14 protein-coding genes are annotated in these 15,472 nt (G+C 61.4%); 12 read left to right on the forward strand and 2 right to left on the reverse strand.

What is annotated here, in order from left to right; genetic code table 11:
- The 8 genes from PSH57_RS07970 to PSH57_RS08005 all read left to right on the forward strand — a co-directional run bounded on the left by PSH57_RS07970 (position 1) and on the right by PSH57_RS08005 (position 7,048).
- Positions 1 to 186: a Trm112 family protein gene (locus PSH57_RS07970; protein ID WP_003179363.1), complete on the forward strand. Its 186-nt coding sequence runs from the start codon at positions 1 to 3 to the stop codon at positions 184 to 186.
- The gene (gene kdsB / locus PSH57_RS07975; protein WP_305388853.1) at positions 183 to 947 is read left to right on the forward strand and encodes a 3-deoxy-manno-octulosonate cytidylyltransferase; all 765 of its coding nucleotides are present in this window, start codon (positions 183 to 185) and stop codon (positions 945 to 947) included. The genes PSH57_RS07970 and kdsB overlap by 4 nt, the downstream gene beginning before the upstream one ends.
- On the forward strand, positions 947 to 1,411 hold the full coding sequence (locus PSH57_RS07980; RefSeq protein WP_305388854.1) for a low molecular weight protein-tyrosine-phosphatase: 465 nt from the start codon (positions 947 to 949) through the stop codon (positions 1,409 to 1,411). The genes kdsB and PSH57_RS07980 overlap by 1 nt, the downstream gene beginning before the upstream one ends.
- On the forward strand, positions 1,408 to 2,427 hold the full coding sequence (gene murB / locus PSH57_RS07985) for a UDP-N-acetylmuramate dehydrogenase (RefSeq protein WP_305388855.1): 1,020 nt from the start codon (positions 1,408 to 1,410) through the stop codon (positions 2,425 to 2,427). The genes PSH57_RS07980 and murB overlap by 4 nt, the downstream gene beginning before the upstream one ends.
- A gap of 256 nt (positions 2,428 to 2,683) precedes the next feature.
- Positions 2,684 to 3,154 carry a (2Fe-2S)-binding protein gene (locus PSH57_RS07990; protein WP_256231509.1) on the forward strand — a complete coding sequence of 157 codons (471 nt, stop codon included), beginning with the start codon at positions 2,684 to 2,686 and terminating at the stop codon, positions 3,152 to 3,154.
- Entirely contained in the window at positions 3,151 to 5,466 is a 2,316-nt protein-coding gene (locus tag PSH57_RS07995) for a xanthine dehydrogenase family protein molybdopterin-binding subunit (RefSeq protein WP_305416472.1), read from the forward strand. Before PSH57_RS07990 ends, PSH57_RS07995 begins: the two co-directional genes overlap by 4 nt.
- A complete protein-coding gene (locus tag PSH57_RS08000; RefSeq protein ID WP_305388857.1) occupies positions 5,466 to 6,437 on the forward strand; it encodes an XdhC family protein in 972 nt (323 codons plus the stop codon). The genes PSH57_RS07995 and PSH57_RS08000 overlap by 1 nt, the downstream gene beginning before the upstream one ends.
- A gap of 20 nt (positions 6,438 to 6,457) precedes the next feature.
- Positions 6,458 to 7,048 (forward strand): nucleotidyltransferase family protein, encoded by a 591-nt coding sequence (locus PSH57_RS08005; RefSeq protein ID WP_305388858.1) that lies wholly within the window; start codon positions 6,458 to 6,460, stop codon positions 7,046 to 7,048.
- Between the two features lie 602 nt (positions 7,049 to 7,650).
- On the opposite strand, the gene rne is transcribed toward PSH57_RS08005, so the two are convergent.
- Positions 7,651 to 10,845: a ribonuclease E gene (gene rne, locus PSH57_RS08010; protein ID WP_305388859.1), complete on the reverse strand. Its 3,195-nt coding sequence runs from the start codon at positions 10,843 to 10,845 to the stop codon at positions 7,651 to 7,653.
- Positions 10,846 to 11,544: 699 nt separating this feature from the next.
- Between rne and rluC the strand changes: the two genes are divergently transcribed.
- The 3 genes from rluC to PSH57_RS08025 are packed head-to-tail and all read left to right on the forward strand — an operon-like array spanning position 11,545 to position 14,164.
- Positions 11,545 to 12,501: a 23S rRNA pseudouridine(955/2504/2580) synthase RluC gene (rluC, locus tag PSH57_RS08015; protein WP_305388860.1), complete on the forward strand. Its 957-nt coding sequence runs from the start codon at positions 11,545 to 11,547 to the stop codon at positions 12,499 to 12,501.
- Entirely contained in the window at positions 12,491 to 13,153 is a 663-nt protein-coding gene (locus PSH57_RS08020; RefSeq protein ID WP_305388861.1) for an HAD-IIIA family hydrolase, read from the forward strand. The genes rluC and PSH57_RS08020 overlap by 11 nt, the downstream gene beginning before the upstream one ends.
- Before the next feature lie 21 nt (positions 13,154 to 13,174).
- On the forward strand, positions 13,175 to 14,164 hold the full coding sequence (locus PSH57_RS08025; RefSeq protein WP_305388862.1) for a S49 family peptidase: 990 nt from the start codon (positions 13,175 to 13,177) through the stop codon (positions 14,162 to 14,164).
- An 85-nt stretch (positions 14,165 to 14,249) separates the two neighbouring features.
- Here PSH57_RS08025 and PSH57_RS08030 read toward each other — a convergent pair whose 3' ends face one another.
- The gene (locus PSH57_RS08030; protein ID WP_305388863.1) at positions 14,250 to 14,828 is read right to left on the reverse strand and encodes a Maf family protein; all 579 of its coding nucleotides are present in this window, start codon (positions 14,826 to 14,828) and stop codon (positions 14,250 to 14,252) included.
- Positions 14,829 to 14,933: 105 nt separating this feature from the next.
- Here PSH57_RS08030 and PSH57_RS08035 point away from each other — a divergent pair, with 105 nt between their 5' ends.
- Positions 14,934 to 15,461 (forward strand): YceD family protein, encoded by a 528-nt coding sequence (locus PSH57_RS08035; RefSeq protein ID WP_003204262.1) that lies wholly within the window; start codon positions 14,934 to 14,936, stop codon positions 15,459 to 15,461.
- Positions 15,462 to 15,472 lie beyond the last annotated feature (11 nt).

A 15,472-nucleotide genomic window follows, 5' to 3' on the forward strand; every position in this document is an offset into this window, starting at 1 on the left:
ATGGACACCAAATTGCTCGACATTCTGGCCTGCCCGGTCTGCAAAGGCCCCCTCAAGCTCAGCGCCGACAAAACCGAGCTGATCAGCAAAGGCGCAGGCCTGGCCTATCCGATTCGCGATGGCATCCCGGTGATGCTCGAAAGCGAGGCCCGTACCCTGACCACCGACGAGCGCCTGGATAAATGACCGCAGCCTTTACCGTTGTCATTCCGTCGCGCTTTGCCTCGACGCGCCTGCCCGGCAAGCCGTTGCTGTTGATCGCCGGCAAGCCGATGATCCAGCACGTGTGGGAACAGGCTTGCAAAAGCAGCGCCCAGCGCGTGGTAGTGGCGACCGACGATGGGCGCATCGTGGAGGCCTGCAAGGGCTTTGGCGCCGAAGTGGTGCTGACTCGCGAGGATCACAACTCCGGGACTGATCGCCTGGCGGAAGTCGCCGCCAAGCTGGGCCTGGAGCCCGACGCCATCGTGGTCAATGTGCAGGGCGATGAACCGTTGATCCCGCCCAGCGTGATCGATCAGGTTGCAAACAATCTGGCAGCCCATCCCGAAGCGCGCATGGCCACCCTGGCCGAGCCGATCGAGGATCTGCAAACCCTGTTCAACCCCAACGTGGTCAAGGTTGTCAGCGACCTCAATGGCCTGGCACTGACTTTCAGCCGCGCCACCTTGCCCTGGGCCCGTGATGCATTCGCGCAAAGCCGGGAGGTAATGCCTGACAGTGTGCCGTATCGCCGCCACATCGGCATTTACGCTTACCGCGCAGGTTTCCTCGAGGATTTCGTCGCCTGGGGCCCGTGCTGGCTGGAAAACACCGAATCCCTGGAGCAACTGCGTGCCCTGTGGCACGGCGTGCGAATCCACGTCGCCGATGCGCTGATTGCCCCGCCGACCGGCGTCGACACGGTGGAAGACCTCGAGCGCGTTCGTCGCCTGCTGGAGGCCTGATGCGGGTTCTGTTTGTCTGCCTCGGCAACATCTGCCGATCACCCACCGCCGAAGGCATCCTGCGGCACAAACTGCGCGAGGCCGGGCTGGCCGAACAGGTGGAAGTCGCTTCCGCCGGCACCGGTGACTGGCATGTCGGCAAGGCTCCGGACAAACGCAGCCAGGCTGCGGCCCTGCGACGCGGCTATGACTTGTCGGCCCAGCGTGCCCGGCAAGTCAGCCGGGCTGATTTTGCCGCGTATGACCTGATTCTGGCGATGGACGGCAGCAACCTGCGCAACCTCAAGTCCCTGCAACCGGCCAATGGTCGGGCCGAACTGGATTTGTTCCTGCGCCGCTACGAGGCTGAACTTGATGACGTACCGGACCCGTACTACGACGGCGAACAGGGTTTCGAGCAAGTGCTGGATCTGATCGAACGTGCCACGGATCGCCTGGTGATCGAGTTGAAGGGGCGGTTATGACCTTGCAAGTGCGGGCCGGCGTCAGCCTCAAGCGGTTCAACAGCTTTGGCGTGGACGTCACCGCCCGGTTATTCGCCGAAGCTCACAGCGACGCCGATGTTCGCCAGGCGCTGGCCTATGCCAGCGCCAATGAAGTGCCGTTGCTGGTGATCGGTGGTGGCAGCAACTTGCTGCTGACCGGCGATGTCGATGCGCTGGTGTTGCGCATGGCCAGCCAAGGGATTCGTCTGCTCAGCGATGATGGCGAGCGGGTACTGATCGAAGCTGAAGCAGGCGAACCGTGGCACCCTTTTGTCCAGTACACGCTGGCGCAAGGCTGGTCGGGGCTGGAGAACCTCAGCCTGATTCCCGGTACGGTGGGGGCCGCGCCGATGCAAAACATCGGTGCCTACGGCGTGGAGATCAAGGATGTATTCGCCGGCCTCACCGCCCTGGATCGGCAAACCGGTGAGCTGCGCGATTTCACTCTCGAAGAATGCCGTTTCGCCTACCGCGACAGCCTGTTTAAGCAGCAAGTGGGTCGCTGGCTGATCCTGCGAGTGCGCTTTGCCCTCAGTCGCGCCGCGCATTTGCACCTGGAGTACGGTCCGGTCCGCCAGCGGTTGACCGAACTGGGCATCGAACAGGCGACTCCCTCGGATGTCAGCCGGGCCATCTGCAGCATTCGCAGTGAAAAGCTCCCTGACCCGGCGGTGCTGGGCAACGCCGGCAGTTTCTTCAAGAACCCGCTGGTGCCGGCTTCGCACGTCGCGCAACTCAAGCTGCAATACCCGGATCTGGTGGCTTATCCACAACCCCGGGGGCAGATGAAAATTGCCGCCGGTTGGTTGATCGAGCGCGCTGGCTGGAAAGGCTTTCGCGAAGGCGACGCTGGGGTGCATAAGTTGCAGGCCTTGGTGCTGGTCAACTACGGCTGCGCCACCGGTCCGCAATTGCTGGATCTGGCCCTGCGCATCCAGAAAGACATTGCCGAACGTTTTCAGGTCGATCTGGAAATGGAGCCCAATCGGTACTGAACCTGGCTTTCACCGAGCGCCCTGCACAACCTCGCACAAGGATCATTTGTGCAGGATTGTGCAGGGCGTTTTGCTTAATCCTGGGTTAATTTAGTGGGCTAACGATGCGACCATCGCATTAATGAAGGCCCGGTGCAGACGCTTGCGTGTTTGCACAAGAGAGCCCAATTAGCCTGAGTCAGTCTGCGCCAACCGAACCGTTGCCCAAACGGCAGATTGCTCGACCCCATAACTCGATCACTATGCGGGCGTGCCCATGATTACCCTGAAGCTCAATGGAAAAGATCACCAACTGGATGTGACCGAGGACATGCCGCTGTTATGGGCTATCCGCGATGTAGCCGGTTACAACGGCACCAAATTTGGCTGCGGCATGGGCCTGTGCGGCGCCTGCACCATCCACGTCGACGGTGCCCCGGTGCGTAGTTGCATCACCCCGATTGGCTCGGTGAAAGGCCAGAATGTCACCACCATCGATGCGCTTCACGTCGACCCGGTCGGGCAAATTGTCCAGAAGGCCTGGCTCGATACGGCAGTGGCCCAGTGTGGCTACTGTCAGGGCGGGCAAATCATGTCCGCGACCGCTTTGCTCAAGACCAACCCCAACCCGAGCGATGAGCAGATCGAGGAGGCGATGGTCGGCAACATCTGCCGCTGCGGCACCTATAACCGGATCAAGACTGCGATCCGCCAGGCTTCCACCCACCTGAAGGAGGCCAAGGCATGAGCCGCTTACCTAATGATTTTGTGCTGAGCAACTTCAGCCGGCGTGGTTTCCTCAAAGGCGCGAGTGCCACTGGCGTGTTGGTACTGGCTGCCAGTTGGGGCCTACCGGACGCCTTTGCCGAGGACAAGAAATTCGGCGGCGAGGGCATGCCCAATGGTGTGATCGACGACCCGAAAGTGTACGTGAGCATCGCCGCTGATGGCAGTGTGACGGTGATCTGCAACCGTTCGGAAATGGGCCAGGGCGTGCGTACCAGCCTGACCATGGTGGTGGCCGATGAACTGGACGCGGACTGGGCACGGGTCAAGGTGCAGCAGGCACCGGCTGATGAGGTGCGCTTCGGCAACCAGGACACCGACGGTTCGCGCAGCATGCGTCACTGGTACGAGCCGATGCGTCGTTGCGGGGCCGCCGCCCGGACCATGTTGGAACTGGCCGCCGCTGCCCAGTGGAATGTCCCGGCGAGTGAGTGTCGTGCCCAATTGCACAAAGTCGTGCACCAGCCTTCCGGTCGGGAACTGGGATATGGCGCGTTGGCCGCCGCGGCCAGTGCCTTGCCAGTGCCGGCCGGTGACAGCCTGCGCCTCAAGCAACCTTCGGAGTTTCGCTACATCGGCAAGGAGTCGAGCCGGGCCATTGATGGTGAAGACGTCGTCAACGGTCGTGCGGTGTTCGGCGCCGATGTACATTTCGACGGCATGCTCTATGCCGTCGTGGCTCGCCCGCCAGTCTATGGCGGCAAGGTCAAGAGCCTGGACAGCAGCGCGGCGCTGAAAGTGCCAGGCGTGGTCAAGGTGCTGCAGATCGAAGGACGTCCGCTGCCCTCCGAGTTCCAGCCTCTGGGCGGCGTGGCGGTGGTGGCGAAAAATACCTGGGCGGCGATCAAGGGCCGCGAGGCGCTGAAAATCGAATGGGACGACGGTCCGAATGCCGGCTATGACTCCGTCGCCTATCGCAAGGAGCTGGAAGCCGCCGCCCTCAAGCCTGGCAAAGTCTTGCGCAACACGGGCGACCTCGATGAGGCGTTGGCCAAGGCCGACTCGACCCTGGAGGCGTCCTATTACCTGCCGCATCTGTCTCAGTCGCCGATGGAGCCGATGGTTGCCGTCGCCCGGTTCAAGGATGGCCAGTGCGAAGCCTGGGCACCGAGCCAGGCACCGCAGGTCACCCGTGAACGCGTCGCCGAACGATTGGGGATCCCTTTCGACAAGGTCACGGTGCACATTACGCTGTTGGGTGGCGGTTTCGGGCGCAAGTCCAAACCCGATTTTGTCCTCGAAGCGGCCGTGTTGGCCAAGGAGTTTCCAGGCCAGGCGGTACGGGTGCAGTGGACCCGCGAAGATGACATCCATCATTCGTATTTCCACACCGTATCGGCCGAATACCTCAAGGCTGGCCTGAACCAGGACGGGATGCCGTCCGGCTGGCTGCATCGCACCGTAGCCCCGAGCATCACCGCACTGTTTGCACCGGGCATGACTCACGAAGCGCCGTTCGAAGTGGGTATGGGCGTGACCAACATGGCCTACGCGATTGCCAACATGCGCCTGGAAAATCCCGAAGCGGTGGCCCATACGAGGGTCGGCTGGTACCGCTCGGTGTCGAACATTCCCCACGGTTTTGCGATTCAGAGTTTCATCGACGAATTGGCCCACAAGGCCGGCCAGGATCCACTGGCGTATCACGTCAAATTGCTTGGCCCGGACCGTAAGATCGATCCGCGTACCTTGAATGAAGAATGGAACTACGGCGAATCCCCCGAGCGTTATCCCATCGATACGGCGCGGATCCGTACGGTGCTGGAAACCGCCGCCAAGGCCGCCGGTTGGGGCCGTAAGCTGCCCAAGGGCCGTGGCCTGGGGCTGGCGGTGCATTACAGCTTCGTTACCTACGTGGCGGCAGCGCTTGAGGTGGAGGTCAAGGACGATGGTACGTTGATCGTGCACAAGGCCGATATTGCCGTGGACTGCGGCCCGCAGATCAACCCCGAGCGCATCCGCTCCCAGTTCGAAGGCGCCTGTGTCATGGGCCTGGGCAATGCGGTGGTGGGGGAGATCAGCTTCAAGGATGGCAAGGTCCAGCAAGACAACTTCCACATGTACGAAGTGGCGCGCATGTCTCTGGCTCCCAAGGAGGTCGCGGTGCACTTGGTCACGCCGCCGGGCGAGGTGCCGTTGGGCGGGGTAGGTGAACCGGGTGTACCGCCGATTGCGCCGGCGCTGTGCAACGCGATTTTCGCCGCCACCGGCAAGCGCATCCGCACGCTGCCCGTGCGTTATCAGTTGCAAGGTTGGCAGCAGGCCAAAGCCTGATGGACAGCGTTGATCTGAACGTCTTGCGCAGCGTGCTTGAGTGGCGCCGCGCCGGGCAGCGGGTGGTGTTGTTTACGGTGGTCCAGACCTGGGGTACCGCGCCGAGGCCGCCGGGGGCGATGTTGGCCCTGCGCGAGGACGGCGTGGTAATTGGCTCGGTGTCGGGTGGTTGTGTCGAGGATGACCTGATCGCCCGGTTGCACGATGGGCGTATTCCGGCGGACGGTCCGCCGGTGCAGCTCATCACCTATGGCGTGACTCGTGAGGAGGCGGCGCGTTTCGGCCTGCCGTGCGGCGGCACCTTGCGCCTGACCGAAGAGCGGGTCGGCGATTGGCAATGGGTCGCAGAGCTGCTGGAGCGCTGCGAAGGCCATGAGATTGTCGCCCGTGAGCTGACCGTCGCCACAGGCGAAGTGGTGCTGACGCCGGCCAGTAAAACCGACGCCCTGGTATTCGACGGTCAAGCCCTGCGGGCCATCTACGGCCCGCGCTGGCGACTGCTCTTGATCGGTGCCGGACAACTGTCGCGTTATGTGGCAGAAATGGCCCGGTTGCTGGATTTCGAGGTGTTGATCTGCGATCCGCGCAAGGAATTTGTCTACGGTTGGGAAGAGCAGCATGGCCGCTTCGTTTCCGGCATGCCTGACGAAGCGGTGTTGAGCATCCAGACTGACGAGCGCACGGCCATTGTCGCCCTGACCCATGATCCACGATTGGACGACATGGCGTTGCTCACGGCCCTGGACTCCAAGGCTTTTTATGTCGGGGCCTTGGGCTCTCGGGTTAACAGCCAGAAGCGCCGGGATAACCTGGCTCAGCTAGGCTTGTCAGCACAGGCTATCGAGCGGCTGCACGGGCCGATCGGTTTGCACATCGGCAGCCATACGCCGGCGGAAATCGCCTTGTCGTTGCTGGCTGAAATCGTGGCGATCAAGAATGGCGTCGAGTTGCGCCAGAAGAAGCCGCTGTAATCAGCAGGCGAGGAGGAGGGATGTCTGGATCGATTGGCGTGATCATTCTCGCGGCAGGATCGGGCAGTCGTTTCCGTGAGGTTGCAGGCCAGGACAAAGATAAGTTGCTGGCCGATTGCACGGGCCGTGATGACGCCGTCCGATCGGTCATTGAGCAGGTGTTGGTGAACTTGCCAGCCTCCCTGGAAAAGCGTGTGCTGGTGACCCGCGAGGATCGTCCACAGGCGATTCGCATGGCGCAGGCTTATGGGTGCGATTTTGTCGAGCTGGACTCGCCCGGCCTGGGTGACAGTATCGCTGCGGGTGTCCAGGCTTGCCCGGACCTTGATGGCTGGTTGATCGTGCTGGGTGACATGCCGTTCATCCTGCCGTCGAGCATCGAGCAGGTGGTGGCGCGGATCAGTGAGGATGGCATCAGTGTGCCGGTCCTTGGGGGTGAATATGGGCATCCTGTCGGATTTGGCCGTGCGTTTGGTGCGAAATTGATGGCATTGACCGCAGATCGCGGCGCCAAGGTGTTGTTTACCGGGGCGCGAGTGGTTGAGGTGGCGGTGGACGATCCTGGCGTGACGTGGGATGTCGATGTGCCAGAGGCACTGGCCTTCAAATAACAGACGACGCAGAACCCTGTGGGAGCGGGCTTGCTCGCGAAAGCAGTCTGACATTCAGCATTGATATAGCTGACCCAATGCCATCGCGAGCAAGCTTTGCTCCCACAGTAGATATTTCAGTGGATATAAGTCTTGTGCCCGGCCGCAGCTCTCCCTGTGGGAGCCAAGCTTGCTCGCGATAGCGGTCCGGCATTCAGCATTGATGTAGCTGACCCAACGTCTTCGCGAGCAGGCTCGCTCCCACAGTGGATCTTCAGGGGGCATAAAACTTGTGCCCGGCCGCAGTTCGCAGCTTCCCCTGTGGGAGCCAAGCTTGCTCGCGATAGCGGTCTGACATTCAGCATTGATGTAGCTGGCCCGGCGCCATCGCGAGCAGGCTCGCTCCCACAGTAGATATTCAGCGGGCATAAAACTTGTGCCCGGCCGCAGTTCCCCCGGTGGGAGCGGGCTTGCTCGCGAAAGCAGTCTGACATTCAGCATTGATGTGGCTGACCCAACGCCATCGCGAGCAGGCCCTGCTCCCACAGGGTGTGTGTAACTTGAAGGCATAAAAAAGCCCCGCCTGGCGTCAACCAGGCGGGGCTTTTTACTGGGCGGTGGAATCAGGCGTGAGGTTTAGGCTCGTGCTCTTTTTCCAGGGCTTCAGTGTGGCGAGGTGCGACTTCTTCAGCGGAGTGCTGAGGTTCATCGATCACTGGAGCCGATTCAACGGTAGCTGGTTCATCTGTGGTTTCAGCGACCGGGGCAGGGGCTGCCTCGATTGCTTCCTCCACGGGTGCCGACTCAGCGGCAGGCGCTTGAGCAGCGGCAGCGGCGGCCTGTTCGGCTTCCTTCTGCAGCCGCTCGGCTTCACGCTTGCGGCGACGCACTTCACGTGGGTCGTTCGGCGCGCGGCCGTTCGCGGTCAGGGCGCTGGCAGGTGCAGGCTCATCCGCCGGTGCAGGCGCTTCGGCGATCACAGGCGCCTCGACCACTGGAGCCGGCTCGATCACTTCTGGTTCGGCTGCTTTCACCGGTTCTGGTGTCGGCTCTGCCTCGACGACTGGTGTCGGTGCGGTTGGCTCGGCGTGCCAGTTGAACGCGGTCTGCTCTTCGCGCACTGGCTCCGGTGCTTGTTCCTCGGCCGCAGTCTCGACCACAGGTTGCGCGGCAACAACGGGTTGCTCGACGACCGGAGCAGGCTCGGCCTCGGCTTGAGGTTCGGCTTCACGAACCGGTGCAACTTCCACTTCTGGCGAAGCAGTCATTTCAACCGGGGTGGTGGCTTCGACCACAGGTGCTTCAACCGGCGTGTTTTCCACCGCAGTGGTGGCACGTTCGGCCTGTTCGTGAGCCTCGGCTTCGGCGGGAGCGCTGATCGAGCTGCTGGCAACCGCGGCGGTGACGGCCAGGCCGGCAGCCAGGTCGGCAGCGCTTGGCGCTTCGGCGTTCTCGGTGGATTCGGATGCTTCCGAACCTTCGATCACATTGCCGTTGGCGTCGCGTTGACGCTCACGACGGTTGCTGCGACGACGCTGGCCACGGGAGCGGCGGCGTGGACGATCGCCTTCGGCATTGTCCTGACCGTCTTCCTGCAGTTGCTCTTCGCTGTTCAGTACTTCGTCTTCGCTGGCAGCGACGGCCTGCTCGGCGCGTGGCTGACGCTCTTCACGTGGTGGACGCGGTGCGCGCTCTTCGCGAGGTTGACGGGCCGGACGCTCTTCAGCGGTGGCGGCAGCAACGGCGGGGGCGGCATCCAGCGGTTCGCGCAGTTCACGAACACGTTCTTCACGCTCGCCACGTGGCTTGCGATCTTCACGAGGTGCGCGAGGCTGGCGTTCTTCGCGCGGTGGACGCGGTGCGCGCTCTTCGCGAGCTACGGCTGGCGCTTCCTCACGGGCTTCGCGCGGCTGGCGTTCTTCACGAGGCTCACGTGGCGCGCGCTCTTCACGCGGTGCGCGTTCTTCGCGTGGCTTGCGCTCTTCGTCACGACGACCGTTGCGGTTGCGGGTCTGCTGGCGACCGTTACGGCGCTCTTCGTTGCGGGCAGGCCGCTCGGTAGCGGCAGGCTTGGCGACGACGGCCGGGGTAGCAGGCTCTTCCTTGGTGGCGAACAGGCTGACCAGGGACTTCACCAAGCCTTTGAACAGGCTTGGTTCCGGCGCGGTGGCAGGTGCCGGTGCCGGCGCGGCCGCTTCGGTCGGAACCGGTGCGTTGGCGCGGGCTGGAGCAGTCTTGACCGCGGCTTCCTGGCGAACCAGGGTGCGAGTGGCGGCAGCCGGCTGGACTTCTTCCACTTCGGCAGCGGCAGCAGCGATTTCGTAGCTGGTCTGATTGGTGTGGGCTTCCGGGCTGTCATCACGCAGGCGCTGCACTTCGAAGTGCGGCGTCTCAAGATGATCGTTCGGCAGGATGACGATGCGGGCGCGGGTGCGCAGTTCGATCTTGGTGATCGAGTTGCGTTTTTCGTTGAGCAGGAACGCAGCCACCGGGATCGGCACCTGGGCGCGGACTTCGGCGGTGCGGTCTTTCAGCGCTTCTTCTTCGATCAGGCGCAGGATCGCCAGGGACAGCGACTCGACGTCACGGATGATACCGGTGCCGTTGCAACGCGGGCAGACGATGCCGCTGCTCTCGCCCAGGGAAGGGCGCAGGCGCTGACGGGACATTTCCAGCAGGCCAAAGCGCGAAATACGACCGACCTGTACGCGAGCGCGGTCGGCTTCCAGGCACTCACGGACCTTTTCTTCCACGGCGCGCTGGTTCTTGGCCGGGGTCATGTCGATGAAGTCGATGACGATCAGGCCGCCGATGTCGCGCAGGCGCAACTGACGGGCGATTTCCTCGGCGGCTTCAAGGTTGGTCTGCAGGGCCGTTTCTTCGATGTCGCTGCCTTTGGTGGCGCGCGCCGAGTTGATGTCGATGGACACCAGGGCTTCGGTCGGATCGATGACGATGGAGCCGCCGGATGGCAGTTCAACGACGCGCTGGAACGCAGTCTCGATCTGGCTTTCGATCTGGAAGCGGTTGAACAGCGGAACGCTGTCTTCATAGAGCTTGATCTTGCTGGCGTACTGCGGCATGACCTGGCGAATGAAGGTCAGGGCTTCGTCCTGGGCTTCGACGCTGTCGATCAGCACTTCGCCGATGTCCTGGCGCAGGTAATCGCGGATGGCGCGGATGATCACGTTGCTTTCCTGGTAGATCAGGAACGGCGCGGAGCGATCCAGCGAGGCTTCTTTGATGGCGGTCCACAGTTGCAGCAGGTAATCGAGGTCCCACTGCATTTCTTCGCTGCTGCGGCCAAGGCCGGCAGTGCGCACGATCAGGCCCATGTCGGCAGGTGCGACCAGGCCATTGAGGGCTTCACGCAGTTCGTTGCGCTCTTCGCCTTCGATGCGGCGAGAGATGCCACCGGCGCGAGGGTTGTTCGGCATCAGGACCAGGTAGCGGCCAGCCAGGCTGATGAAGGTGGTCAGGGCCGCACCCTTGTTGCCACGTTCTTCTTTTTCGACCTGGACGATGACTTCCTGGCCTTCGCTCAGGACGTCCTTGATGTTGACGCGGCCTTCTGGGGCCTTCTTGAAGTATTCGCGGGAGATTTCTTTGAGGGGCAGGAAGCCGTGGCGCTCAGAGCCGAAATCGACAAAGGCAGCCTCAAGGCTTGGTTCGATGCGAGTAATCCGGCCTTTATAGATGTTGGCCTTCTTCTGCTCGCGTGCACCGGATTCGATATCCAGGTCGTAGAGGCGCTGGCCGTCTACCAGTGCAACACGCAACTCTTCGGGTTGAGTTGCGTTAATCAGCATTCTTTTCATGTAGTACCGTCGGTTTCCGGGCTGCCGGAAACGGCGTTCGGCACACACGACTTCTCACGGTCGGTGTCAGGTGCGTCATGGAAGTGGCCGGGCCATTCCAGTGTCCAGCGAGTTCGACCCAATGATGGCGAAGTCGCGACGGACGCGTCCTGCTTGCTGGCTGTTCAAGCACTCAGTCAGGAGGAGGAATCAACCGGCGCCTGTGGACGAGATGAAGCGTCTAAATATAAGCCTAGTGCTACACAGTCCGACGGTTGTACATCTCCACCCTACACGTATCCCTGATAATCGGGTGCTGCCGCGCGCAGAATCCGCAGCGGGTTGGCATTTACCGTGAGCTCCGAAAGGGGAGGTCACGCATCATGGCTAATTTAGGCGTTGTTTCCGAAGCTCTCGCTCGGGGTCGTTTGCGGGTGACTGCACTTTGTGAACTGGCCGTGAATATGGCGTGCAAGGCGAGTCAAAACTCTGCTTTGCCGCGTATTTCAGGCCTCATGTCACCTGCGCTCGTTACACCTGCGAACTCTGCCGTTATCTAGCAAAAGCCCCGTAGGACGGCCTCTCGTCCTCGTGAATTGCGTTGGTCAGGGCCGGTTTTTGACCGTTAGTCCGCTGTCCAGCCGCTTTTGGCGGCGTTCGCGACTATAGCAGCAATGATTAAGTGCTTCAATTCCATAAAAAATTGTTATCATCGCCGCCATGACGACTACTGCCCCTTCGACCCCTGGCGTTCAACTGCTCGAGGTCTCGCCGGAATATGCCGGCCAACGAATCGATAACTTCCTTCTAGCCCGACTCAAAGGCGTGCCCAAGACCTTGATTTATCGCATTTTGCGCAAGGGTGAAGTGCGGGTGAACAAAGGTCGGATCAAGCCCGAATACAAGCTTCAGGCGGGCGATATCGTGCGCGTGCCGCCGGTTCGCGTGCCCGAGCGCGATGAGCCTGTGCCCCTGGCCCAAGGGCTGTTGCAGCGCCTGGAAGCCTCGATCGTCTTTGAAGACAAGGCGCTGATCGTGCTCAACAAGCCCGCGGGCATTGCGGTTCACGGCGGCAGCGGCCTGAATTTCGGCGTGATCGAGGCCTTTCGTCAGTTGCGCCCCGACACCAAGGAACTGGAACTGGTCCATCGCCTGGATCGCGACACCTCCGGCCTGCTGATGATCGCCAAGAAGCGCAGCATGTTGCGGCACTTGCATGAGCAATTGCGCGGCGATGGCGTCGACAAGCGCTACATGGCGCTGGTGCGGGGGCGTTGGGAGGCATCCATCAAGCAAGTCCGCGCACCGTTGCTCAAGAGTAACCTGCGTTCCGGCGAGCGCATGGTGGAAGTCAACGAAGAAGGCAAGGAGGCGCTGACGGTGTTCAAGGTGCTGCGCCGCTTTGGTGATTACGCCACCATGGTCGAGGCCAAGCCGGTGACTGGCCGCACCCACCAGATTCGCGTGCATACTCTGCATGCCGGGCATTGCATCGCCGGAGACAGCAAGTACGGTGACGACGATTTCAGCAGGGAAATTCGCGAACTGGGTGGCAAGCGCCTGTTTCTCCATGCCTACATGTTGACGGTACCGTTGCCCGATGGCGGCGAGTTGAAATTGCAGGCCCCGGTGGATGAAATGTGGGCCAAGACCGTGGAGCGGTTGAGTGCATCCTGAATACAAGCTGCTGATCTTCGATTGGGATGGCACTCTGGCGAACTCCATCGGTCGGATTGTGGAGGCAATGCATGTCGCCTCTGACCGGGCGGGGTTTGCCAGGTGTGATGATTTTGCCGTGAAAGGCATCATCGGCCTCGGGTTGCCGGAAGCGATTCGTAGTTTGTACCCGGAGATTGGCGACGATGAGCTGCTGGTTTTCCGTCAGTATTACGCCGACCACTACATTGCCTTGGAGGCCGAGCCTTCGCCGTTGTTTGACGGTGTGGTAGACACACTTGAATCCCTGCGGGGCGAGGGGTATCGCCTGGCTGTCGCCACCGGCAAGGCGCGTCGTGGGCTGGATCGGGTACTGAAATCCCATGGCTGGGAGGATTATTTCGATATCACCCGCGCTGCGGACGAAACCGCGAGCAAGCCGCATCCGTTGATGCTCGAGCAGATCATGGCCCACTGCGACATGCGGCCGGAACAGGCGTTGATGGTGGGCGATTCTTCGTTCGACCTGCAGATGGCGCGCAACGCCGGTATGGGGTCGGTTGCGGTGAGCTACGGTGCGCAGACGATCGAGGCGCTGCAGGCCTTCGAGCCGCGGCTGGCGATCGACCATTTTTCTGAATTGCACGCCTGGCTGAGCCGGCGGGCCAATTAAGTTTTTGCTGGGGATACAGGCATGACCGACGAATGGAAGGCACCGCCCAAGGCGAGCGCCGAGAACGGTGACGATAAAAGCTGGAAGCTGTTGGAGAAGACCCTGCTGGCTGGGGTGCAGGAGCAGCGTCGTTCCCGCCGCTGGGGCATTTTCTTCAAGCTGCTGACGTTTGTTTATCTCTTTGTTGCGTTATTGCTGTTCACGCCACTGATGGATCTGGAAAAAAGCGCCGGGCGGGGATCGGCGTACACCGCGTTGATCGACATCGAAGGCATGATTGCCCATAAGGAGCCCGCCAGTGCGGACAATATCGTCGGTAGTCTGCGGGCTGCTTTCGAAGATCCCAAGGTCAAGGGTGTGGTGTTGCGCATCAACAGCCCGGGTGGCAGCCCGGTGCAGTCGGGGTATGTCTATGACGAGATCGTTCGGTTGCGCGCATTGCACCCGGGCATCAAGGTCTACGCGGTCATCTCCGATCTGGGTGCTTCCGGTGCTTACTACATTGCCAGTGCGGCCGATCAGATCTATGCCGATAAAGCGAGCCTGGTGGGCTCTATTGGCGTGACGGCGGCCGGCTATGGGTTTGTCGGGACGATGGAGAAACTGGGCGTGGAGCGCCGGGTGTACACCTCTGGCGAGCACAAGTCGTTCCTTGATCCGTTCCAGCCGCAAAAGCCTGAAGAAACTGCGTTTTGGCAAGGCGTGCTCGATACGACCCACAAGCAATTCATTGCCAGCGTCAAGAAGGGGCGCGGCGAGCGCCTCAAAGACAAGGAGCATCCCGAGCTGTTCTCTGGTCTGGTTTGGTCTGGGGAACAGGCCTTGCCGCTGGGCTTGATCGATGGCCTGGGCAGTGCCAGTTCGGTGGCGCGGGATGTGATCGGCGAAAAGGAGCTGGTGGACTTCACCATCGAAGAGTCGCCATTTGATCGCTTCTCGAAGAAGCTGGGGGCAAGCATCGCCGAGCATCTGGCGATGTGGATGGGGTTCCAGGGGCCGACGTTGCGCTAGTTCGTTGGTTCGCGCGATCTTCTGTGGCTAGAGGGCATTTATTTGTGGGAGCAAAGCTTGCCCTCGCTACAAGTTGTCTGTTGGCTCAGGGAACCGGCACACCCTCTGCCAGCAACATATCCACAAGACGAATCAACGGCAGGCCGATCAGGCTGGTGGCGTCCGGGCCTTCTGTGCTTTGGAACAGGCTCACGCCAAGCCCTTCGGCCTTGAAGCTGCCTGCGCAGTCATAAGGTTGCTCGGCCAGCAGGTAGCGTTCGACGCGTGCCGGGTCCAGCGTACGCATGTGGACGGTAAACGGAACGCAATCGACCTGGCAGGCGCCAGTTTGGCTGTTGAGTAGCGCCAGACCGGTCAGAAAGGTGACCCTGGCGCCGCTGGCGGCCAGCAGTTGTTCGCGAGCGTTCTCGAAGGTATGGGGCTTGCCCAGAATGCGCTCGCCGAGCACGGCCACCTGATCCGAGCCGATGATCAGGTGCGCCGGGTGGCTGTCCGCCAGGGCCAGGGCTTTTTCCCGGGCCAGGCGTTTTACCAGGTCCAGTGCTGGCTCGCCAGGGCGATGGCTTTCGTCGATGTCCGGCGAGCTGCAGACGAACGGCAGTCCCAGGCGGGCAAGCAATTGCCGGCGATACGCTGAGCTTGAGGCGAGTAATAAAGGCAGCATGGGCATCTCCAAAAGGCAGGGGCGAATTCTAGCGAGGCGTGCAAGTGACGGACAGGGCTGAATTTCCTTTGACATGGCCGGGTGCATCCCTATAATGCTGCGCCTATGTTGAATGACCCGATTCCACCTCACGTTGACCCGCGCAAATTGGCTGACCGTGGCACCACCCTTCAAGGTGAGCTGCTGCTGGCCGATTTGAAGAGACTCTGCGACCCGCTTTCCGACGATGTCGGTACGGTCCAGGCCAAATTCGTTTTTGAACGAGATGAACGTAAATCTGTGGTAATTCACAGCTTTATCGACACTGAAGTCAAAATGGTTTGCCAGCGTTGTCTTGAGCTGGTCACCCTGCCGATCCACAGCGAATGCAGTTACGCCGTGGTGAAGGAGGGTGCGAATACCCAGTCGTTACCGAAAGGTTATGACGTGCTGGAACTGGGCGAAGATCCATTGGATCTGCAGTCACTGATCGAGGAGGAGCTTCTGCTCGCCTTGCCCATTGTGCCTGCTCATCATCCGGAAGAATGCCAGCAGCCGGCGGGAGCAGATGAGCCCGAACCGAGCGAGGACGAGGTAACGCGGTCCAACCCGTTCAGTGTATTGGCGCAGTTAAAGCGTGACCCAAACGTTTAGGAGTTAATCAA

The sequence above is a fragment of the Pseudomonas hefeiensis genome (assembly GCF_030687835.1).
Lineage (GTDB): Bacteria > Pseudomonadota > Gammaproteobacteria > Pseudomonadales > Pseudomonadaceae > Aquipseudomonas > Aquipseudomonas hefeiensis.

What these genes read in the sequence shown, in the direction of transcription:
- kdsB (WP_305388853.1), top strand. Translation starts at nt 183, where the DNA reads ATGACCGCAGCCTTTACCGTTGTCATTCCGTCGCGCTTTGCCTCGACG.
- PSH57_RS08030 (WP_305388863.1), bottom strand. Translation starts at nt 14,828, where the DNA reads ATGCTGCCTTTATTACTCGCCTCAAGCTCAGCGTATCGCCGGCAATTG.
- PSH57_RS07990 (WP_256231509.1), top strand. Translation starts at nt 2,684, where the DNA reads ATGATTACCCTGAAGCTCAATGGAAAAGATCACCAACTGGATGTGACC.
- rne (WP_305388859.1), bottom strand. Translation starts at nt 10,845, where the DNA reads ATGAAAAGAATGCTGATTAACGCAACTCAACCCGAAGAGTTGCGTGTT.
- PSH57_RS07970 (WP_003179363.1), top strand. Translation starts at nt 1, where the DNA reads ATGGACACCAAATTGCTCGACATTCTGGCCTGCCCGGTCTGCAAAGGC.
- PSH57_RS08000 (WP_305388857.1), top strand. Translation starts at nt 5,466, where the DNA reads ATGGACAGCGTTGATCTGAACGTCTTGCGCAGCGTGCTTGAGTGGCGC.
- PSH57_RS07980 (WP_305388854.1), top strand. Translation starts at nt 947, where the DNA reads ATGCGGGTTCTGTTTGTCTGCCTCGGCAACATCTGCCGATCACCCACC.
- rluC (WP_305388860.1), top strand. Translation starts at nt 11,545, where the DNA reads ATGACGACTACTGCCCCTTCGACCCCTGGCGTTCAACTGCTCGAGGTC.
- PSH57_RS08005 (WP_305388858.1), top strand. Translation starts at nt 6,458, where the DNA reads ATGTCTGGATCGATTGGCGTGATCATTCTCGCGGCAGGATCGGGCAGT.
- PSH57_RS08035 (WP_003204262.1), top strand. Translation starts at nt 14,934, where the DNA reads ATGTTGAATGACCCGATTCCACCTCACGTTGACCCGCGCAAATTGGCT.
- murB (WP_305388855.1), top strand. Translation starts at nt 1,408, where the DNA reads ATGACCTTGCAAGTGCGGGCCGGCGTCAGCCTCAAGCGGTTCAACAGC.
- PSH57_RS08025 (WP_305388862.1), top strand. Translation starts at nt 13,175, where the DNA reads ATGACCGACGAATGGAAGGCACCGCCCAAGGCGAGCGCCGAGAACGGT.
- PSH57_RS07995 (WP_305416472.1), top strand. Translation starts at nt 3,151, where the DNA reads ATGAGCCGCTTACCTAATGATTTTGTGCTGAGCAACTTCAGCCGGCGT.